Source organism: Streptomonospora litoralis (assembly GCF_004323735.1).
Classification (GTDB): Bacteria; Actinomycetota; Actinomycetes; order Streptosporangiales; family Streptosporangiaceae; genus Streptomonospora; species Streptomonospora litoralis.
Genome location: NZ_CP036455.1, coordinates 1,628,673 through 1,648,337 on the forward strand (window position 1 = coordinate 1,628,673; position 19,665 = coordinate 1,648,337).

The window sequence follows — 19,665 nt, forward strand, 5'->3', positions numbered from 1 at the left end:
CGAAGGAGGAAGCCGGATATGCCGACAGCGCCGCCGCTGCTGTGGAAGCCGGATCACGACCGGCGCGAGCGTGCGAACATCACCCCCTTCACCCGGTGGGTGCGCGAGCACCGCGGAGTCGACGCCGAGGACTACGACGCGCTGTGGCGGTGGTCGGTCACCGATCTGGACGGATTCTGGTCGGCGATCTGGGAGTACTACGGCGTCAGCGCCGAAACCCCTTACGAGCGGGTGCTCGTCGACGCCTCCATGCCCGGCGCCCGGTGGTTCACCGGATCCCGGCTGAACTACGCCAGGCACATCTTCGCGGACCGCGACGACGACGCCGTGGCCATCCGCCACGCCTCCGAACTGCGCATGATGGGCGAGTGGACCTGGGGCGAGCTGCGCGCCCGCACCGCCGCGATCGCCCAAGGGCTGCGCCACCTCGGCGTCCGTCCCGGCGACCGCGTCGTGGCCTACCTGCCCAACATCGCCGAGACGGTGGCCGCCTTCTACGCCTGCGCCTCCATCGGCGCCGTATGGTCCTCCTGCTCGCCCGACTTCGGCGTGCGCAGCGTCGTCGACCGCTTCGCCCAGATCGAGCCCAAGGTGCTGCTGGCCGTCGACGGCTACCGCTACGGCGGCAAGGACTTCGACCGCACCGACGTCGTCGCCGAGCTGCGCGAGCAGCTGCCCACCGTCGAGCACACCGTGGTGCTGAACTACCTGCGCGACGTCCCCGTCGAAGGCGCCCTGGCCTGGGAGGAGCTGGAGTCGGCCGGCGCGGGCGCCGAGCTCGCCTTCGCCGAGGTCCCCTTCGACCATCCGCTGTGGGTGCTGTACTCCTCGGGCACCACCGGCCTGCCCAAGGCCATCGTGCACGGCCACGGCGGCATCCTGCTGGAGCAGCTGAAGAACCTGCACCTGCACCTGGACGCCCAGGACGGCGACCGCGTCTTCTGGTACACCACCACCGGCTGGATGATGTGGAACTTCCTGGTCAGCGTGCTGCTGACGGACGCCTCCATCGTCCTCTACGACGGCAGCCCCGGCTATCCCGACCTCGGCGCGCTGTGGGACCTCGCCGAGCGGGCGCAGGTCACCATCTTCGGAACCAGCGCCGGGTTCCTCTCCTCCTGCATGAAGGAGGACGTCCACCCGTCCCGCGGGCGCGACCTCTCCCGGCTGCACGCGGTCGGCTCCACCGGGGCGCCGCTCAGCCCGGAGGGGTTCGAATGGTGCTACCGCGAACTCGGCGACGGGCTGTGGCTGTTCTCCACCAGCGGCGGCACCGACATCTGCAGCTGCCTGGTCGGCGGCGTGCCCACACTGCCCGTCTACGAGGGCGAGATCCAGGCCCGGTCGCTGGGCATGGCCGTCGCCGCGTGGGATCCCGACGGCAACGAGCTGATCGGCGAGGTGGGCGAGCTCGTCGTCACCCAGCCGGCGCCGTCGATGCCGCTCTACCTCTGGAACGACCCCGACGGTGAGCGGCTGCACGACAGCTACTTCTCCGTCTATTCCGGCGTGTGGCGCCACGGCGACTGGATCGAGATCACCGAGCGCGGCACGGCGGTGATCTACGGGCGCTCCGACTCCACCATCAACCGCGGCGGAATCCGCATGGGCACCAGCGAGATCTACCGGGCCGTGCTGGCACTCGACGAGGTCACCGACGCCCTGGTGGTCGACGTGCCCCAGCCCGAGGGCGGCTCGCGCATCGAGCTGTTCGTGGTGGTGCGCGAAGACGCGGCGTTGGACGACGACCTCACCTCGCGTTTGGCGCGGCGCATCCGCGAGGACTGCTCGCCGCGGCACGTACCCGACGCGGTCCGCGCGATCGGCGAGGTGCCGCGCACGCTCTCCGGCAAGGTGCTGGAGGTCCCGGTCAAACGCATCCTGATGGGCGAGGCCGCCGAACGCGTCGCCAGCCGCGACTCCCTGGCCAACCCGCAAGCTCTGGACTACTTCACCCGGCTGGCCGCCGAACAGCCCGGCGGCGCCTGACCCGCGGCGGCGCGCGGCCCTCTCGGGACCGCGCGCCGCCGTACCCGCGCGCCGCGCGGCGCCCGCTCCCGTCGCACCGCTCCTGCGGGATCGGGCGGATGGGACAAGTACCCGCGGACCCGCCTAGTGTGGTGCGCGTGTCGCAGCAGATTCCCCACCAGGGGACCCCGGACGCCGTCGACGCCCGCGGCGGGCGCATCGCCGGTATCGACGTCGCCCGCGCGCTCGCGGTCTTCGGGATGTTCACCGTCCACCTCGGTGTGGGGGCCATCGGCGTCTTCGGCGGCGACCCGTTCGGCGAGTCCGCCTCGGAAACCGTGCACCAGTTGGCCCGCGGCCGCTCCTCCGCGCTGTTCGCCTTCCTGGCCGGAGTGTCCCTGTCGCTGATGACGGGGCGCACGGTGCCGCTGGAGGGCACGGCGCTGCAGCGGGCGCGTGCCCGCATCCTGGTGCGCGCCCTGGTCCTGGCGCTGCTGGGGATCATGCTCGACCTCACCGGCGCGCCGATCGCGGTCATCCTCACCTACTACGGCGGATTCTTCCTGCTGGCGCTGCCCCTGCTGCGGCTGCGCGCCCTCGCGCTGGGCGCGATCGCGGCCGCCGTCGCCGTGCTCGGCCCGGTGGTGTCCTTCCTGCTGCGCGCCGGGCCGGTCGAGCCCTCGCCCCGGGTCTCCTCCATCGGCGGCGTCACCGACTTCCTGCTCACGGGCTACTATCCCGCGGCGACCTTCATGGCCTTCGTCGCGGCCGGCATGGCGTTGGGGCGGCTGGACCTCTTCGCGGTGCGGGTGCGGCTGACGATGGCGGCCACCGGGGCCGGTCTCGCGCTGGCGGGCTACGGCGGCTCCTGGCTGCTGCTATACCCCCTGGGAGGGCTCGACCGGCTCGTGCGGGACCGGCTGGGCGGCGCCACCGACTCCGTCGGCGCCGACACCCTGGTGAGCGGCCAGATGCGCAGTGTGGTCTCGGGCGAGCTGAACGACCTGCACGGCCAAGTGCCCACCGACTCCCTGTGGTACCTGGTGGTGGCCACTCCGCACAGCGGTACCGGCTTCGAGATCGCCGGTGCCGTGGGCACCGCGCTGCTGGTGCTGGTCGCCTGCATGGCCGCCGCGGACGTCGCTGCCGCACCGCTGTACCCGCTTGCCGCAGCCGGGTCGATGGCGCTGACCATCTACACCGGCCACATCCTGGTGATCGCGGCGCTGGGGTTCTCCTTCCAGGACGACGCACCCTTCCGGCTGGGAGCGTTCGTGCTGGGCGCGCTGGTCTTCGCCACCTTGTGGCGGCTGACGCTGGGGCGCGGCCCGCTGGAGCGCGCCCTCGGCTCCGCCGGGGACGTCGTCGCGGAGCTGGTGACCGCCACCGGGCCGCCGCTGGAGGGCGGCGGGGGCGCCCCTCCGCCGGGGTCCGGGCGCTGAAGGGGACGCGTCCGGACCGCGGCGGATGGCCGGGTGCTACCGGGGCCACTGCGGCGAGCGCTTCTCCAGGAATGCGGCGATGCCCTCCCGCGCCTCGGGTGTCTGGCTGCTCGCGGCCATGACCTCCACCGCGTAGGTGTAGGCGTCGCGTTCGGGCCGGTCGAACTGGGCGTAAAGAGCCTGCTTGCCCAGCGCGGTGCTGCGCGGCGCCCCGCGGGTGGCCCGCTCCAGCAGGTCGTGGGACATCTCGTCCAGATCGGCGTCGGGTACCGCCATGTTGACCAGCCCCCACTCGGTGGCGGTCGGCGCGTCGATGGTGTCTCCGGTCAGGGCCATCTGCAGAGCGCGCTTGCGCCCGATGCAGCGCGAGATCGCCACCATCGGCGTGTGGCAGAACCAGCCGCCCTTGCCGCCTGGGGCCGCGAAGCCGGCGTTGTTGCCGGCCACGGCGAGGTCGCAGTCGGCCACCAGTTGGCATCCGGCGGCGGTCGCCAGCCCGTGCACGCGCGCGACCACCACTTGAGGCACCGACTGGATGGTCTCCACCAAGTGGACGCAGGTGCGCAGCAGTTCCCGAGCGCCGTCGAGGTCGGCCTCGGCCACGTCGGCGAAGTCGTGCCCGGCGCTGAAGACCGGCCCGTTGCCGGCCAGGATCACACCCGTGGCGTCGGACGCGCCGACCTCCTCGAACGCGGCGGTGAGCCGGTGCATGTGCTCCAGGGAGAGGGCGTTCCGGCGCTCGGGCCGGTTCATGGTGATGGTCGCGACCCGACCGTCCCGCTCGACGAGGACGGGTTCTTCGCTGACGGCTTCTTCGTTCATGGCCCGACGCTACGCCGCGGCGGCGCCGCGCTGTAGGGGAGCGCGCCGCGGGACGGGCATCGGCGCCGCCCCGGCGGCTCGCGGAGCGACCGGCCGCATGAGGGCGATTCCAGGCTTGCACACGGAGCGGATGAACCGGCCGGACAGCCCGGCAGCAGCTCCGGCATCACTCGCCGCGTTCGGGGCGTCGGGTGCCGCCGCCGGAGGAGTCTGTCGTCGAGGAGTCGCCCTCCTCCGGCTCGGTCTCGGCCCGCTCCGCCAGCGCCGCCTCGTGGCGGGCTCCGGGGTCCCAGCCGCGTTCGACGGCGCGCTTCTGCACCACGATCGCCCCCGCGAGCAGGGCGGCCGCCAGCACCAGCGCGAGCACGACACCGCCCACGTCGCCCGTGCGGAACGCGTAGCCGATCGCGATGCCGAACCAGCCGAAGTCGGCGTCGCCGAAGGTGGTGTTGGCCGTGCCGAAGTCGCCGAGCACGCCGAGCAGGAAAGCGGGCAGCAAGGTGATCAGCACGCCGTTGACGAAGGCCCCCGCGACAGCGCCGCGCCGGCCACCCGTCGCGTTGCCGAACACCCCGGCGGCACCCCCGGTGAAGAAGTGCGGCACCAGCCCCGGCAGGATCAGCGCCAGCCCGAATACCGGATTGAGCGCCACGGCCATCACCGCCAGCGTCACCAGCCCGCCGACGAAGCTGGAGAGGAACCCCACCAGAACCGCGTTCTGCGCGAAGGGGAACACGATCGGCGCGTCCAGCGCGGGAACCGCGCCCGGCACCACGCGGTCGGCGATGCCCTGGAACGCCGGCACCAGCTCGCCCAGGATGGTCCGCACGCCGTAGAGGATCACCGCGACCCCGATGCCGAACTGCAGGCCCTGCATCACCGACTGCATGATGAAGTGCCCGATGGTGGGCTCGATGCCTTCGGCCGGCGGGAACATCTCCAGCGCGGCCGCCGTGCCCTGGCGGGCCCAGAAGACCAGCGCCACGGCGACGTAGATGAGCACCATCGACAGCGCCGTGGCCACCATCGAGTCGCGCAGGAAGCGCAGCCCTTCGGGCAGTTTCAGATCCTCGGTGCTGCGGCTGGTGCGGCCGACGAGCTGCCCGGTGGCGCCGGCGGCCACATAGCCCAGCGTGCCGAAGTGGCCGATGGCGATCTTGCCGTCGCCGCCGACCCTGCGTGTCCACGGCTGGGACAGCGCCGGCAGCGCCACCATCACCACCGCGAGCAGCACCGCGCCCAGCGCCACCGAGACGGCGGTGGGCAGCGCGGTGGTGGCCAGCACCATCGTCAGCAGCGTGGCCATGAAGAGGATGTGGTGGCCGGTGAGGAAGACGTAGTGCAGCGGGGTGAACCGGGCCAGCACCAGGCTCAGCGCGAATCCCGCGATCATGATCCAGGCGACCTGGGCGCCGAACCGGTCCTGGGCGATCGCCACGATCGCCTCGTTGGTGGGCACGACGCCCTGGGCTCCGGCGGCGCCCTGGATCATCACGCCCAGCGGGTCCAGGGCCGTTACGACGATGTCGGCGCCGGCCCCGATCAGCAGGAAGCCGAGTACCGCTTTGAGGCCGCCGCCCACGATCTGGCCGACCGACTTGCGCAGGGCGATCAGGCCCACGGCGGTGATCAGGCCGACCATGTAGGCCGGGATGCTCAGGACCTCGTTGACGATGAACTGCGCGACTGCGACGAGCTGATCCATAGGGCCGCTCCTGGCAACAGGGATTCGTTCCACCGCCGCGGCGCGCCGCCGGCGCGGGTCGGCGGATGCGGCGCCCGCTCGGGCCGCCGCGGCGGGAGTGTGCAGGGTCTACACGAGCCGGCCGGACCGCTACCGGCCCACGGCGGCGCCGAGTTTCTCGCGGATCTCCCCGCCGTCGACGAAGTTGTCCACGACGACCACGGGAATGCCCACGTCGCCCAGTTCTGCCGCGAGTTCGCCGGAGGTCAGCACCACGTCGGCGGTCGCCGCGGCTCCGCGGGCGGTGCCGATGTCGGCGATCTCCACGTCGGCGTCCAGGCCGAGGTCGTTCGCGGCCTTCTCGGCGTTGCTCTTGAGTAGAACGCTGGTGCCGATGCCCATGCCGCATACCGCGAGGATCTTCATTGCTCTTCGCTCGATTCGTACTCGCTGATGGTGCCGTGGATGTCCGCCGCGCTGGTGGCGGCGGTGAGCCGGGCCAGCCGATCGGGGTCGGCCAGCAGCCGGGCCAGCCGCGAAAGCGCCGAGGAGTGGCCGTCGTGGTCGACGGCGGCGAGGCCGATCACCAGCCGGACCGGGTCGTTGCTGGTATGGCCGAACTCGACCGGCTCCGCCAGCCCCGCCCAGGACAGCCCCGTGTGCAGCACGGCGGGGGAGGGGCGGGAGTGGGCGAGCGCCAGGCCGGGGGCGATCACGATGTAGGGCCCGTACTCCTCGACCGCCTGCTGCATCTCGCCGATGTAGTCGTCCGCGGTCGCGCCCGTGGCGACCAGGAGTTCGCCGGCGGCTCTGATCGCCGCACGCCAGTCCTCGGCCTCGATGCCGGTGACGATGGCGTCGACCGGCAGCAGCCGCGACAGCGACGGTTCCTGCATGGTGCCTCCCGAAGGTGGACCCGGCCCGCCGCGTGCGCTGCGGGATCACTCCCGCTACGGGCCGCGCTCTCACGCTAGGTCGTGATCGCACGAATGTAACGTAGGGCACGGTTCGGTGTCGTGCAGGTATGCGCGCGGGTACGCTCCCCGGGATCGGGAACCGCCGCCGCAGCGGCGGACGAGCGCGAAGGGATACGGATAGACGGATGCTGCGCCCGATGAACCTGATCTTCGACGCCGACGACACCCTGTGGGAGTGCAACGTCCTCTTCGAGCAGGCGATCGAGGAGTTCGTCGACTACGTCGGGCATCCCGCGCTCTCCCGCGCGCAGATCCGCGCGGTGCTGACCGGGATCGAACGGGAGAACAGCGCCCGCTACGGCTACGGCGCCCGCGTCTTCGAGCGCAGCTTGGGTGACTGCCTGGCGCGGTTGCGGCCCGGCGGAAGGGTGGACGACGCCGACCGCGCCTACCTCCACGGGCTGTGCCGGCGGATCGTCGAAGGCGAGATCATCCTGCTCGAAGGCGTGCTGGAGACCCTCCACGCGCTGCGCGACCGGCACCCCCTGTACCTGCTGACCAAGGGCGATCCCGAGCACCAGCAGCTCAAGATCGACGGCTCGGGGCTGGCCTCGCTGTTCGACGGCATCGGAATCGTCCCGGAGAAGGAGCCGCAGGCCTACCGCGACTTCGGGCGGACGCACGGGCTCGACCCCGAGCACACCTGGATGATCGGCAACTCGGTGAAGTCCGACGTCCTCCCCGCGCTGGAGGCGGGCATGGGCGCCGTCCTCGTGCCGCACCCGGCCACCTGGGTCCTCGAACACGCCGAGCCGCCCGCGTCCCACGACCGCTACCGCGAGGTCACCCCGATCGGTCGGCTCGTCGAGGTCTTCTGACACGCGAGGGCGGACATGGGACCGCGGCGGTCGCAGGCGCGCCCGGCGGGGGCGGCAAGGAGGCCGCGGAGCCGGGAGGCGCTCAAGGGCCCGTTATGTCGCAGGGCAGCGTGGCGATCGTGGCCGTATGACGAGATCCAGCGGCGTTTTTTGGGAATTCGGCCACGATCGCCACGTCTTCCGCGGCCGGCTCCGGCCGGCCGCCGCCACCGGCGAGCACCCGGCCTGTTGGGCGCGGGCCCGGTCCTCCGCCGTCCTCGGCGCCGCTTTAGACCACCCCTTCACCAGGCAGACCGACGAGGCCGCCCAGCAGACCGGCGTTGTTGAACAGGGTCTAGAACACGCGGTCGGCTCGGGGGAGTGAGCGCAGCAGGTAGGCCGCGCCCCAGCACAGCGGCAGCGCGAGCGCGCCCACGGCAGCGAACTTGGCGACGGCCGGCGCCTCCCACTCCGAGAAGGCGTGGTTCAGCCCGACCAGCACCGCAGGGTGCAGAAAGTAGACCGCGTAGGCGTGGTCGGAGAGGAACCTCCCGACGGCCGAACGGCGGTTGAACCGTCGCTGGAACAGCGCCGACAGCGCCAGCACGGTGCCCGCGGCGAGGGTGCTCTCCGTCGCCGCCACCGCGAGCGTCTGCCAACTGCCGGGCTGGAGGGCCGCCGGGTCACCCAGCACGGTTATCACGAGCACGTAGACCGGCACCATGAATAGGGCGGCTGCCGCTCCGCCCCAGCCCGCCCAGCGCGGTACGGCGTCGAACCAGCCCTTGCGGAAGGCCAGTACCCCCGCGGCGAAGAGCAGCACGTACTGCGGCATGTAGGCGGGAGTGGGCAGTACGCCTGCGATGGAGGTGCCGCTGGGCACCATGATGCGCCACAGGTAGGTGACCGCTATCAGCAGGGCCACGGAGCCGGTGACGGCCAGTGGTCCGATAGCGCCGGCCGGTCCGGCCGGGACCACCTGCGCCGCCGGCGCGGCCGCGGCCTCGCGCTCGGGAGCGAACCGCCTGATCAGCACGTATGCCAGGGCGAACACCAGGAGCGTGGCGACGAACCACATGGGGCCGGGGTCCATATTCGCCACGGCGTAGCGCCAGAAGGGTGTCCCGCCGGGATCGGCCAGGTAGTCCCCAAGGCCGAGCAGAGGGCGGAACAGCACCACGAAGAGCAGCAGCGGCACCCCCAGCCGCACCAGCCTGCCGCCGATGAAGCCGCGGGCGCCTTTGCGGTCGTGGGAGCCGGGCGTGAAGAACCCGGCGATCATGAAGAAGAACCCCATGAAGAACGTCTGGTTGAGGGCGTTGAAGACGTCCAGCAGGAGGCCGCTGGGGTCGTCGGCCGGTTCGACGTAGTACCACATCGCGATGTTGCCGTAGGCGATGGCGGCGTGGTGCAGCACCACCAGCACCGTCAGCGCGACGCGCAGGTTGTCCAGGTAGTACAGCCGCGGGCGGGTCGGTGCTGCGGCCCCGTCCGCAGGTGGGGAGGCGGTGGTCCGGTTCGATGCCATGGACGATCTCCGATCCGGGGCGAGACGGGGTGACTTCTGTCCAAGCGTACTGATTTTTGTCCGAACGGCCAGTTTTTTAGTCAAGTGGGCAGAAGAGAGTCGGTGGCCTCCATCACGGATCCCTGAGCCGCCGTTGAGACCGGTCGAGCGCAGACGGAAAGCGGCGGGACCGACTACGCGTCCGCTTGCGGGCGCCGCCGGAGCGCGCGCCGGCGGGGCGGGTCAGGCGGGGGAGTCGGCCCGCGTGGCGCGGTCGACCAGCTCGGCCACTTCGGCGGCGTGGGCCTCCAGGTCGTGGTCCGGATAGGCCACCCAGTACTGGAACATCCCGTCGATCAATGCCTGCACGGACACCGCCATGACCCGCGTGTCGAAGGCGCGGAAGACGCCCCGGTCCTGGCCGGCGCGCAGCAGCTCCGAATAGCCCTGGTAGATCGACTCGGTCGCCCGGATGCGGTAGCGCGGCGTGCCCTCAGGGGTCTGCGTGCCGCTGAAGATGCCGGCCAGGGCCAGCAGCTGCTCGCGGTGCCCGCGCATGTACTCGCCCACGGCCAGGATGTGGGTCCGCAAGGAGGAGCGCTCGTCGGCCGCCTCCGCGGCGCGGGGCAGCACGAACTCCGCGATGTCGGAGTAGACCTGCTCGACGGCCCGCTCCATCAGCTCGTCCTTGCCGGAGAAGTGGTAGGAGATGACGCCCTTGCTGATACCGGCCCGCTGCGCGATGCGCGACAGCGAGGCGCCGGCATAGCCCGCCTCGGCGACGGTGCCGATGGCAGCGGAGACGATCTGCGCGCGCCGGGCCTCCTCGATGAAGGTGCGTTTGCGGCGGCCGTCCGAGCGCGAATCTGACCCCATGGACAGCGAACATACCAGCGGGTCGGCAGCTGCCCGCGCACCTCGGAACGCGCGGTCGTGCGCGGTCGCCGCGGCCCCGCGCGGGCAGCGGCCGGCGTGCGCCCCTCCGCTCGCCCGGTGTCGCCGCGCGTCAGTGCCTGCGGCGGGTGATGTGGGCGGCGGTGCGGTCGCGGTGCTCCAGGGAGTCGCTGGTGGTGGGGGATTGGGCGCGCATCAGGCGGCGCGCGTCGTCGGCGGCGGCGCGCGCCGCCTGGGGTGAGGCGGCCCGCCGCCCCGCCTGGGCCCCTTCCTCGGGCAGGCCGAGGCCGCCGGGCAGGCCGATACGCCCCACGATGCGCATCTGCGCGCCCTCCTGCGACACCGAAGGGCGGATGTCGCCCGTCTCGGATTTCCAGTTGCGCAACCGGTGCTGCAGCCACTCGACGCCTTCGTAGCCCGGTCCCTGCTCCCACGGCGTCCCGTCGTGGCGGTGGCCCAGCGCGTGCAGCAGGTCGCCCACCGTCCAGCCCGCGGCGAAGAACCGGGCGGCCTCGTCGCGCAGTTCCGCGAAGTCGACGCCGCGCAGCGACGGATCGCTGCGGCGCAGCGTCTCGCAGGCGCGGTGCACGTCGCTGCGGGTGTGCACCGTCGCCGAGAGCGGATCGGGCTTCGAATCCGCAAGCAGGGCGGGGTCGACGGTCACCAGAACATCGCCGCCGCCCCGGTTCTCCCAGATGCTCACCTGGTCGCGCGGCCAGCCCTGGGACTCCACCAGGTCGGCGGCCAGCCGGCGCAGATCCAGCTCCCCGCCCTCGGAGACGATGCGAAACTCGGCCACACTCGCCGCCCTCCCCGCGCGCCCGCGCACTGCGCGGCCACCCGCGTCACGGTGAACCCTTCCCGCCCCATCATGCCCGACAGCGGGCGGCGTCCGATGCGCCGGTTCTCCACAAGCGGCGGACGGGTGTGGTGCGGGGCGGGGCTGATGCGCTTGACTTGAAATAAGAGGTTCCCCCGGAGCCCCCGCGCTGTCGTGCCGCGATTCCGCGGTCGTCTCAGGGCGCCGGACGCGGCGCGCCGCTCCGACCACTCGTCCACAAGCGCTCTTGCCGGGCGCCGCCGCCGGGTGGTGGCGTGGCACTATGGGGGGCGTTGCACCCGGTGCCACAAGCCCCCGGTGCGACATCCGCGACCAGCGACATCCGTGAGGTGCCAGTGCCCGAAACCGCCCTTCCGCCCGATCCGGCGGCGGAGTTGTCGAACACTTCGTTGCGGGCGCTGCTGCACGGCCTGCCCGGCGTCGACGAGGTCGGCGCGCAGGCGCGCGCGGCAGACCTCTCCACCCGCTCCATCAAGACCACCGCCAAGGCGCGGGCGATCGACCTCGCGATCAGCATGATCGACCTCACCACCCTGGAGGGCGCCGACACTCCCGGCAAGGTCCGGGCGCTCTCGGCCAAGGCCGTGCGCCCCGACCCGACCGACCCGACTGTGCCCCCGGTCGCCGCCGTGTGCGTCTACTCCGACCTCGTCGCCGCGGCCGCCGAGACGCTGACCGGCTCCGGAGTCGGCGTGGCCTCGGTCGCCACCGCGTTCCCCGCGGGCCGGGCGCCACTGGAGGCCAAACTCGCCGACACCCGCCGCGCGGTCGCCGACGGCGCAGCCGAGATCGACATGGTCATCGACCGGGGCGCGTTCCTCGCTGGCGACTACCGCGCCGTTTACGACGAGATCACCGCGGTCAAACAGGCCTGCGGCGCCGCCCACCTCAAGGTGATCCTGGAGACCGGCGAACTCGCCACCTACGACAACGTCCGCCGCGCCTCGTGGCTGGCCATCCTCGCCGGAGCCGACTTCATCAAGACCTCCACGGGCAAGGTGGCGCCCGCCGCGACGCTCCCCGTCACCCTGGTCATGCTGGAGGCGGTGCGCGACCACCACGCCGCCACCGGCCACCGCGTCGGCGTCAAGCCCGCCGGCGGTATCCGCACCGCCAAGGACGCCATGAAGTACCTGGTCCTGGTGAACGAGGTCGCCGGAGACGGCTGGCTGGACCCCGCCTACTTCCGCCTCGGCGCGTCCAGCCTGCTCAACGACCTGCTCATGCAGCGGACCCGGCTCTCCACGGGCACCTACTCCGGCCCCGACTACTACACCCTGGACTGAGAGGCCGACCAGTGGCAGAACAGGCCGAGCGGATCCTCGAGTACGCGCCCGCCCCGGAGTCGCGCTCCGCGGTGCGGCTGCGCCCTTCCTACGAACTGTTCATCGACGGCGGGTTCGTGCCCGCCAAGTCCGGCGAGCACATGGCTACGGCCAACCCCGCCGACGAGGAGCACCTGGCCCACGTCTCGGTCGCCGGCGAGACCGACGTGGACCGCGCGATCGCAGCGGCCCGGCGCGCGTTCGAAGGCGCATGGGGGGCGATGCCGGGCGCCGAACGGGGCAAGTACCTGTTCCGGATCGCCCGCATTCTCCAGGAGCGCTCCCGCGAACTCGCCGTGCTGGAGACCCTGGACAACGGCAAGCCCGTCAAAGAGACCCGCGACGTCGACCTTCCGCTGGCCGCCGCGCACTTCTTCTACCACGCGGGCTGGGCCGACAAGCTCGACCACGCGGGACTGGGTCCCGCGCCGCGCCCGGTCGGCGTGGCCGCCCAAGTCATCCCGTGGAACTTCCCGCTGCTGATGCTGGCGTGGAAGATCGCGCCCGCGCTGGCCGCCGGCAACACCGTGGTGCTCAAGCCCGCCGAGACCACCCCGCTGACGGCGCTGGTCTTCGCCGAGATCTGCCAGGAGGCCGATCTCCCGCCCGGCGTCGTCAACATCGTCACCGGCGCCGGCGAGACCGGGCGGACCCTGGTAGGCCACCCCGGCGCCGACAAGGTCGCCTTCACCGGATCCACCGCCGTCGGCCGCGAGATCGCGCGCTCGGTGGCGGGCACCGGCAAGCGCCTCACCCTGGAGTTGGGCGGCAAGGGCGCCAACATCGTCTACGACGACGCGGCACTGGACCAGGCCGTCGAAGGCATCGTCTCCGGAATCTTCTTCAACCAGGGCCACGTGTGCTGCGCCGGATCCCGGCTGCTGGTGCAGGAGTCGGTCGCCGAGGAGGTGCTGGCCCGGCTGCGCGCCCGCATCGAGCGGCTGCGGTTGGGCGACCCGCTGGACAAGAACACCGACATCGGCGCCATCAACTCCGCCGAGCAGCTGGAGCGCATCCGCGAGCTGTACCGAGCGGGGGCCGAGGAGGGCGCCCAGAGCTGGTCGCCGCAGTGCCCGCTGCCCGAGCGCGGCTACTGGTTCGCCCCCACCGTGTTCACCGGTGTCACCCAGGCCCACCGCATCGCCCGCGAGGAGATCTTCGGCCCCGTCCTCTCGGTGCTGACGTTCCGCACCCCCGACGAAGCGGTGGCCAAGGCCAACAACACCCCCTACGGGCTTTCGGCGGGGGTGTGGACCGAGAAGGGTTCGCGCATGCTGTGGACCGCCGAGCAGCTGCGCGCGGGCGTCGTCTGGTCCAACACGTTCAACAAGCTCGACCCGGCCAGCCCCTTCGGCGGGTACAAGGAGTCCGGCTACGGCCGGGAGGGCGGCCGCCACGGACTGGAGGCATACCTTGTCCACGCCGCCTGAACACCCCGAACCCGCCTCCGCCCCGGGCGCACAGACCGACGGGCCCGGCGCCGCCGACGGGCGGCCCGAGTCCGCCGGCCGCGAGCCCGGCGGTGCGTCGGCCCGCCCCGAAGTACACGCCGAGCCGGCCGAGCTCGCCGAACCGGTCGAGGGCGCCGAGGCCACCCGGCCGACAGCACCCGCCGGCGCCGCCCGGGCGGGCGCCGACGTCCCCCTCGGCGCACCCGCCGCCGGGCGCATCCCGGTGCGCAAGACCTACAAGCTCTACGTGGGCGGAGCCTTTCCCCGCTCCGAGTCAGGCAGGTGCTACCCCGTGACCGCATCCGACGGCGGCCACCTCGCCAACGCCGCGCTCGCCTCGCGAAAGGACGCCCGCGACGCCGTGGTGGCCGCGCGCAAGGCGTTCTCCGGCTGGTCCGGCCGCACCGCCTACAACCGCGGCCAGATTCTTTACCGCATCGCCGAGGTGATGGAGGGCCGCCGCGCCCAGTTCGCCGCCGAGATCGCCGAGGCCGACGGCATCGGCGCCGAGAAGGCCGACGAGCTGGTCTCCGCGGCGATCGACCGGTGGGTCTACTACGCCGGGTGGCCCGACAAGATCGCCCAGGTCCTCGGCGCTGCCAACCCGGTCTCGGGCCCCTACTTCAACCTGTCCAAGCCCGAGCCCGCCGGCGTTGTGGCCGTCCTCGCTCCGCCCATGGGTCCGCTGCTGGGGCTGGTGTCGGTCGTCGCCCCGGTGATCGCCACGGGCAACACCGCCGTCGTGCTCGCCAGTGAGCGCGCGCCCCTGCCCGCCGTCACCCTCGCCGAGGCGCTGGCCGTCTCCGACCTCCCCGGCGGCGTCGTCAACATCCTCACCGGCAAGGCGGCCGACCTGGCACCGCACCTGGCATCCCACGCCGACGTCGACGGACTCGACCTCACCGGCGCCGGCCCCGATTCCGCCGCAGAGCTGGAACGCAGCGCCGCCGACACCCTCAAGCGGGTTCTGCGCCCCGCCGGCCGCGAGGACTGGCTCGCCACCCCGGGCACCGCGCGGATGACCCCCTTTCTGGAGACGAAGACGGTCTGGCACCCCGTCGGGACCTGAGACCTCGGGCCCCGGACCAACGCGTCGAGACGACAGCGCGCCCCGGCGCCGACCCGGAGCAGAGGGAGGTGATCGGCTTGGCCGAAGACACGGGTGCCGCGGCACTGCGCTCCGCGGTCGACCTGGTGCGCCTCGACCGGCCCGGCCCGCAGGTCGAGCGCCTGCGCACGGCCGTCCTGCGGCTGCGTGTGGCGCCCGGCCAGCGCGGCCTCGTCACCGAGGCGGTCGAGACCCTGCCCCGCGCCGACGCCGACCCCGACCGCACTCCCTTCGCGGTACTGGTGGATGCGCAACCCGCCGGGTACGGCATCATCGACCGGGGCGGCGCCCTGGCCGAGCTGTCCGGCATCGCCGCAGACACAGCGCGTGCCGTCCTGCTGCGTGCCTTCTACCTCGCCCCGGAACACCAGGGGCGCGGTATCGGGCGCGCGGCATGCGCCGCCCTCGCCCCCCTCGTACGCAGCGTGCACCCGCACGCCGACGCGGCGTTCGTCATCGTCGGCGAGGCCAACCGGGCCGCCGTGCGCGCCTACCGCGCCGGCGGCTTCCTCCCCACGGGAACGCGCCTGACCAGCGCAACCGCCGGACAGCAGACGGTGCTGCGCAAGGAGGTGGCGTGAGCGGGTGCAGCGGACGGTCTGCCGTATACCGGCGGTTCGCCGTTGCCAGGGCGGGGGAGCGCGCGCCAAGATCACTGCGCGGGCCCGACCGCGACAGCCATGACCCTGGAGGTAAGCCCCAGTGACCACCGATCCGCACACCACCGCCACGAAGGCGGCCGAAGAGCTGCGCTCCCGTACCGGCGTCGACTCCTACGACGTCGCCCTGGTCATGGGATCGGGGTGGGCGCCCGCCGCCGACACACTCGGTGCCGGCGGGACCGAGCTGCCGACCAGCGAGCTGACGGGATTTCTGCCGCCGGCCGTCGAAGGGCACAGCGGCACCGTCCGCAGCGTGCGCAGCGGAGACCGCGACCTGCTCGTCTTCCTCGGCCGCACCCACCTCTACGAAGGGCACGGCGCCGATCCGGTCGCCCACGGCGTCCGCACGGCCGTCGCCGCGGGCGCCTCCACCGTGATCCTCACCAACGCGGCCGGATCGCTCGATCCCGACCTGGGCGTGGGATCGCCGGTCCTCATCGCCGACCACATCAACCTCACCGGCCAGTCGCCACTGCGCGGCGCCACCTTCGTCGATCTCACCGACACCTACTCGGCGGTGCTGCGCGCGATCGCCAAGGAGGTCGACCCGTCGCTGCCCGAGGGCGTATACGCGGCCATGCCCGGTCCGCACTTCGAGACTCCCGCAGAGATCCGCATGCTGCGCGCCATGGGCGCCGACCTGGTGGGCATGTCCACGGCTCTGGAGGCGATCGCCGCACGCGAGGCCGGCGCCTCGGTACTGGGCCTGTCCCTGGTGACCAACATCGCCGCGGGCCTGTCGGGCCAGCCCCTGGACCACGAAGAGGTCCTGGCCGCCGGTAGGGACTCCGCGACCGACGTCGGCGCGTTGCTGGCCTCCGTGGTCGAGCGCCTCGACGCGCCCTCCCAGGGGGCCGGCGCCGGCGCGTAGCGACACGGGCACCGGCGCCGCGGAAGGGGCGCACGCGGCGGGGCCGGGTAGAGCAGACGACGGAACCGGGGGACCAGACGAGACGAAAGGGACGGCGCGACCGATGGCCGACTCCTATCGCACGCTCGCGCAGGCGTGGCTCGACCAGGACCCCGATCCGGTGACCCGCGAGGAGTTGGCCGCCCTGCTCGACTCCGGTGACGACGCCGCCTTGGCCGACCGGTTCGGCGCGCGCCTGGAGTTCGGTACCGCCGGGCTGCGGGGCAGGCTGGGCGCCGGTCCCAACCGGATGAACCGGGTGACGGTCATGCGCGCCGCCGCGGGCGTGGCCCACTGGACCGGCGCCGGCGGCACCGTGGTCATCGGCTACGACGCGCGCCACCGCTCCGCCGACTTCGCCCGCGACTCCGCCGCCGTGCTGGCCGGGGCCGGCTGCACCGCGCTGCTGCTGCCCCGTGCCCTGCCCACGCCGGTGCTGGCGTTCGCGGTACGCGACCTGGGCGCCGACGCCGGGATCATGGTCACCGCCAGCCACAACCCGCCCGAGGACAACGGCTACAAGGTCTTCACAGGCACCGCAACCGCCGGAACCGGTGACGACGCGGGCAGCCAGATCGTTCCGCCCGCCGACACCGACATCTCCGCCGCCATCGCGGCGGCCGGACCGGTCGACCGGCTGCCGCTGTCGCAGGACTGGCACCTGCTGGGCGAGGAGACCGTCGAGCGCTACCTCGCCGCCGTGTGCAGACTGCCGCTGGGCACCGACCGCGACATCACCACCACCTACACCCCGCTGCACGGCGTCGGCGGCCGGATTCTGGCCGCCGCGTTCTCCTGGGCGGGATTCCCGCCGCCGCGCACGGTGACCGAGCAGAACCGGCCCGATCCCGATTTCCCCACGGTCCAATTCCCCAACCCCGAGGAGCCCGGCGCCATGGATCTGGCGCTGGCGACCGGGCGCGACGAGGGCACCGACATCATCCTGGCCAACGACCCCGACGCCGACCGACTGGCGGTGGCCGTACCCGGCCACGGGCTGCTCACCGGCGACCAGGTGGGCGGACTGCTCGCCGAGTACGTGCTGGGCCGCACCAGCGGGGCCGACCGGATGGTGGCGACCACCATCGTCTCCGCCGGGCTGCTGCCCAAGATCGCCGCCGCGCACGGGGTGCGCTGCGCCGAGACGCTGACGGGCTTCAAGTGGCTGGCGCGCGCCGCCGGGCCCGGCGAGCGGTGCGTATTCGCCTACGAGGAGGCGCTGGGCTACTGCCTGGGCGGCGACGCGGGGCGGCCGGTGGCCGACAAGGACGGCATCGGAGCGGCGCTGGCGGTGTCGGCGCTCGCGGCCGAGGCCAAGCGCGAGGGACGTACCCTGCTCGACCTGCTGGACGACCAGGCACGCCGCTACGGCCTGCACGCCACGCGCCAGGTGTCGGTGCGTGTGAGCGACCTCGCCGCCATCCCGGCGACCATGGAGCGGCTGCGCGCCGAGCCGCCGCGCGCATTCGGCGCCCTGCGGGTGGAGGCGGTCGAGGACTTCTCCGCGGGACACGCCGACCTGCCCGCGACCGACGCGCTGCGCTACCTCCTGGTCGGCCCTGAGAGCGCGGCGGAAGCGGACGGCCCCGCGGGCGGCCGCCTCACCCTGCGCCCGTCGGGGACCGAACCCAAGCTGAAGGCGTACCTGGAGGTCGTGCTGCCGGTGGAGGACGACGTCGCCGACGTCCGCGCCGCCGCGGAGGCCCAGCTGGCGGAACTGGCCCGCGAGGTGGAGGCGCTGTTTCCGCAGACGTCCGCGTAGCGGCGAGTACGCGCCCCGCGCTTGAGAGCGCGGGCAGAACGAAGCGGACACGGTTGTCGGGGGTCGCGGACAGCGCGGTAGCGAGCTGGTGGCCGGACCTTCGAGGTCGCGGGCAACAACGGTCCGCTGGGCGGCCTTGCTGATCGGCCGGGTGCGGGTGGCCCGCGCGGAAACCGGACCCGCTCGGTTGCCTCCTACCCGATCCGGTCGACGACGAGCGGTAGGCGCCGCTCCGGTCCGTCGAGGGAGAAAGAGTCGGCGAGCACCTCGGCCGCTCGGTCGAACCGTGCCGGGTCGTCGGTGTGCAGGGTGAACAGCGGACGCCCGGCGCGGACCGGCTCGCCCGGCTTGGCGTGCAGTTCGACACCGGCGCCCGGCGAGACCGCGTCCTCCTTGCGGGCGCGGCCCGCACCGAGGCGCCACGCCGCGAAGCCCACCGCGTAGGCGTCGAGGCGGGTGAGCGTCCCGGTCGCGGGGGAGAGGATGTCGCGCTGCTCTGCGGCCACCGGCAGCGCGGCGTCGGGGTCTCCGCCCTGTGCCGCGACCATCCGCCGCCAGGACTCCATCGCCGAGCCGTCGCGCAGCGCGTCGGCCGGGTCGGTACCGCCGCTGAGACCGGCTGCCCGCAGCATCTCCCGCGCCAGTTCGACCGTCAGCTCCACCACGTCGTCGGGGCCCCCGCCGGAGAGCACCTCGACGGCCTCGGCCACCTCCAGGGCGTTGCCGACACGGCGGCCCAGCGGGGTGTCCATCGCGGTGAGCAGCGCACGCGTGCGTACCCCGTGGTCGGTGCCGATGGCCACCATGGTCTCGGCGAGCTCCCGGGCGGAGGCGGCGTCCTTCATGAACGCCCCCGAGCCGACCTTGACGTCCAGCACCAGCGAGGAGGTGCCCTCGGCGAGCTTCTTGGACATGATCGACGCGGCGATCAGCGGAATCGACTCCACCGTGCCGGTCACGTCGCGCAGTGCGTAGAGCTTGCGGTCGGCGGGTGCCAGATCCGGCCCGGCGGCGCACACGGCGCAGCCCGCGGTGACGAGCTGCTCCAGCATCTGCTCCGGGGTGAGGTCGGCACGCCAGCCGGGGACGGACTCCAGCTTGTCCAGGGTTCCGCCGGTGTGCCCCAGGCCGCGCCCCGACAGCTGCGGCACCGCGGCACCGCAGGCGGCGACGGTCGGTGTCAGCGGCAGGGTGATCTTGTCGCCGACGCCGCCGGTGGAGTGCTTATCGGTGGTCGGCCGGGCCAGCCCGGTGAAGTCCAGCCGCTGCCCGGAGTCCAGCATGGCCCGCGTCCACTCGCTCACCTCGGCGCGCGTCATGCCCCGCCACACCACGGCCATGCTCAGCGCCGCCATCTGCTCCTCGGCGACTTCGCCGCGCGTGTAGGCGTCGACGACCCACCTGATCTGGTCCCGGGTGAGCTCGCCGCCGTCGCGTTTGGCGGTGATGACGTCGATGGCCTCCATCTGATCCTCCTGTCGGCGGTGGTAGGCGAGCGTGCTCCGTCGTGCACAA

General features: G+C 72.8%; 17 protein-coding genes. 9 read left to right on the forward strand and 8 right to left on the reverse strand.

The genetic code is table 11. The features are described 5' to 3' along the window. Positions 1–18: 18 nt before the first annotated feature. Together EKD16_RS06860 and EKD16_RS06865 are read left to right on the forward strand one after the other, a co-directional pair. Positions 19–1,989 (forward strand): acetoacetate--CoA ligase, encoded by a 1,971-nt coding sequence (locus EKD16_RS06860; protein WP_207391448.1) that lies wholly within the window; start codon positions 19–21, stop codon positions 1,987–1,989. A 137-nt stretch (positions 1,990–2,126) separates the two neighbouring features. Then, entirely contained in the window at positions 2,127–3,410 is a 1,284-nt protein-coding gene (locus tag EKD16_RS06865) for a heparan-alpha-glucosaminide N-acetyltransferase domain-containing protein (protein WP_242677271.1), read from the forward strand. A 36-nt stretch (positions 3,411–3,446) separates the two neighbouring features. On the opposite strand, the gene EKD16_RS06870 is transcribed toward EKD16_RS06865, so the two are convergent. From EKD16_RS06870 to EKD16_RS06885, 4 genes are all read right to left on the reverse strand, one after another. Continuing rightward, the gene (locus EKD16_RS06870) at positions 3,447–4,232 is read right to left on the reverse strand and encodes an enoyl-CoA hydratase-related protein (protein ID WP_131097613.1); all 786 of its coding nucleotides are present in this window, start codon (positions 4,230–4,232) and stop codon (positions 3,447–3,449) included. A 166-nt stretch (positions 4,233–4,398) separates the two neighbouring features. Further along, positions 4,399–5,937, reverse strand: a complete 1,539-nt coding sequence (locus EKD16_RS06875) for a PTS ascorbate transporter subunit IIC (protein WP_131097614.1) — start codon at positions 5,935–5,937, stop codon at positions 4,399–4,401. 129 nt (positions 5,938–6,066) lie between these two features. Beyond that, positions 6,067–6,342: a PTS sugar transporter subunit IIB gene (locus EKD16_RS06880; RefSeq protein ID WP_131097615.1), complete on the reverse strand. Its 276-nt coding sequence runs from the start codon at positions 6,340–6,342 to the stop codon at positions 6,067–6,069. Beyond that, complete coding sequence (locus EKD16_RS06885) at positions 6,339–6,812, reverse strand: PTS sugar transporter subunit IIA (RefSeq protein ID WP_131097616.1); 474 nt, start codon at positions 6,810–6,812, stop codon at positions 6,339–6,341. The genes EKD16_RS06880 and EKD16_RS06885 overlap by 4 nt, the downstream gene beginning before the upstream one ends. A 206-nt stretch (positions 6,813–7,018) precedes the next feature. On the opposite strand from EKD16_RS06885, the gene EKD16_RS06890 reads away from it, so the two are divergent. After that, the gene (locus EKD16_RS06890) at positions 7,019–7,711 is read left to right on the forward strand and encodes an HAD family hydrolase (protein WP_242677272.1); all 693 of its coding nucleotides are present in this window, start codon (positions 7,019–7,021) and stop codon (positions 7,709–7,711) included. A gap of 334 nt (positions 7,712–8,045) precedes the next feature. Here the strand turns inward: EKD16_RS06890 and EKD16_RS06895 are convergent, their stop codons facing one another. From EKD16_RS06895 to EKD16_RS06905, 3 genes are all read right to left on the reverse strand, one after another. Continuing rightward, positions 8,046–9,218, reverse strand: coding sequence for an acyltransferase family protein (locus tag EKD16_RS06895; RefSeq protein ID WP_131097617.1), 1,173 nt, complete (start codon positions 9,216–9,218; stop codon positions 8,046–8,048). A 222-nt stretch (positions 9,219–9,440) separates the two neighbouring features. Continuing rightward, the gene (locus EKD16_RS06900; protein ID WP_131097618.1) at positions 9,441–10,073 is read right to left on the reverse strand and encodes a TetR/AcrR family transcriptional regulator; all 633 of its coding nucleotides are present in this window, start codon (positions 10,071–10,073) and stop codon (positions 9,441–9,443) included. 130 nt (positions 10,074–10,203) lie between these two features. After that, positions 10,204–10,890 carry a hypothetical protein gene (locus EKD16_RS06905; protein ID WP_131097619.1) on the reverse strand — a complete coding sequence of 229 codons (687 nt, stop codon included), beginning with the start codon at positions 10,888–10,890 and terminating at the stop codon, positions 10,204–10,206. Positions 10,891–11,261: 371 nt separating this feature from the next. On the opposite strand from EKD16_RS06905, the gene deoC reads away from it, so the two are divergent. From deoC to EKD16_RS06935, 6 genes are all read left to right on the forward strand, one after another. Further along, positions 11,262–12,218, forward strand: a complete 957-nt coding sequence (gene deoC / locus EKD16_RS06910) for a deoxyribose-phosphate aldolase (protein WP_131097620.1) — start codon at positions 11,262–11,264, stop codon at positions 12,216–12,218. Between the two features lie 11 nt (positions 12,219–12,229). Beyond that, on the forward strand, positions 12,230–13,687 hold the full coding sequence (locus tag EKD16_RS06915; protein ID WP_242677273.1) for an aldehyde dehydrogenase family protein: 1,458 nt from the start codon (positions 12,230–12,232) through the stop codon (positions 13,685–13,687). A gap of 238 nt (positions 13,688–13,925) precedes the next feature. After that, positions 13,926–14,777: an aldehyde dehydrogenase family protein gene (locus EKD16_RS06920; RefSeq protein ID WP_131102162.1), complete on the forward strand. Its 852-nt coding sequence runs from the start codon at positions 13,926–13,928 to the stop codon at positions 14,775–14,777. 68 nt (positions 14,778–14,845) lie between these two features. Then, positions 14,846–15,397, forward strand: a complete 552-nt coding sequence (locus EKD16_RS06925; protein WP_131097621.1) for a GNAT family N-acetyltransferase — start codon at positions 14,846–14,848, stop codon at positions 15,395–15,397. A 121-nt stretch (positions 15,398–15,518) separates the two neighbouring features. Next, positions 15,519–16,349, forward strand: a complete 831-nt coding sequence (locus EKD16_RS06930) for a purine-nucleoside phosphorylase (protein ID WP_131097622.1) — start codon at positions 15,519–15,521, stop codon at positions 16,347–16,349. 103 nt (positions 16,350–16,452) lie between these two features. Continuing rightward, positions 16,453–18,150, forward strand: a complete 1,698-nt coding sequence (locus tag EKD16_RS06935; RefSeq protein ID WP_131097623.1) for a phospho-sugar mutase — start codon at positions 16,453–16,455, stop codon at positions 18,148–18,150. 194 nt (positions 18,151–18,344) lie between these two features. Here the strand turns inward: EKD16_RS06935 and EKD16_RS06940 are convergent, their stop codons facing one another. Then, a complete protein-coding gene (locus EKD16_RS06940; protein ID WP_131097624.1) occupies positions 18,345–19,616 on the reverse strand; it encodes a thymidine phosphorylase in 1,272 nt (423 codons plus the stop codon). Positions 19,617–19,665 lie beyond the last annotated feature (49 nt).

What these genes read in the sequence shown, in the direction of transcription:
- EKD16_RS06895 (WP_131097617.1), bottom strand. Translation starts at nt 9,218, where the DNA reads ATGGCATCGAACCGGACCACCGCCTCCCCACCTGCGGACGGGGCCGCA.
- EKD16_RS06880 (WP_131097615.1), bottom strand. Translation starts at nt 6,342, where the DNA reads ATGAAGATCCTCGCGGTATGCGGCATGGGCATCGGCACCAGCGTTCTA.
- EKD16_RS06900 (WP_131097618.1), bottom strand. Translation starts at nt 10,073, where the DNA reads ATGGGGTCAGATTCGCGCTCGGACGGCCGCCGCAAACGCACCTTCATC.
- EKD16_RS06885 (WP_131097616.1), bottom strand. Translation starts at nt 6,812, where the DNA reads ATGCAGGAACCGTCGCTGTCGCGGCTGCTGCCGGTCGACGCCATCGTC.
- EKD16_RS06870 (WP_131097613.1), bottom strand. Translation starts at nt 4,232, where the DNA reads ATGAACGAAGAAGCCGTCAGCGAAGAACCCGTCCTCGTCGAGCGGGAC.
- EKD16_RS06875 (WP_131097614.1), bottom strand. Translation starts at nt 5,937, where the DNA reads ATGGATCAGCTCGTCGCAGTCGCGCAGTTCATCGTCAACGAGGTCCTG.
- EKD16_RS06935 (WP_131097623.1), top strand. Translation starts at nt 16,453, where the DNA reads ATGGCCGACTCCTATCGCACGCTCGCGCAGGCGTGGCTCGACCAGGAC.
- EKD16_RS06890 (WP_242677272.1), top strand. Translation starts at nt 7,019, where the DNA reads ATGCTGCGCCCGATGAACCTGATCTTCGACGCCGACGACACCCTGTGG.
- EKD16_RS06940 (WP_131097624.1), bottom strand. Translation starts at nt 19,616, where the DNA reads ATGGAGGCCATCGACGTCATCACCGCCAAACGCGACGGCGGCGAGCTC.
- EKD16_RS06860 (WP_207391448.1), top strand. Translation starts at nt 19, where the DNA reads ATGCCGACAGCGCCGCCGCTGCTGTGGAAGCCGGATCACGACCGGCGC.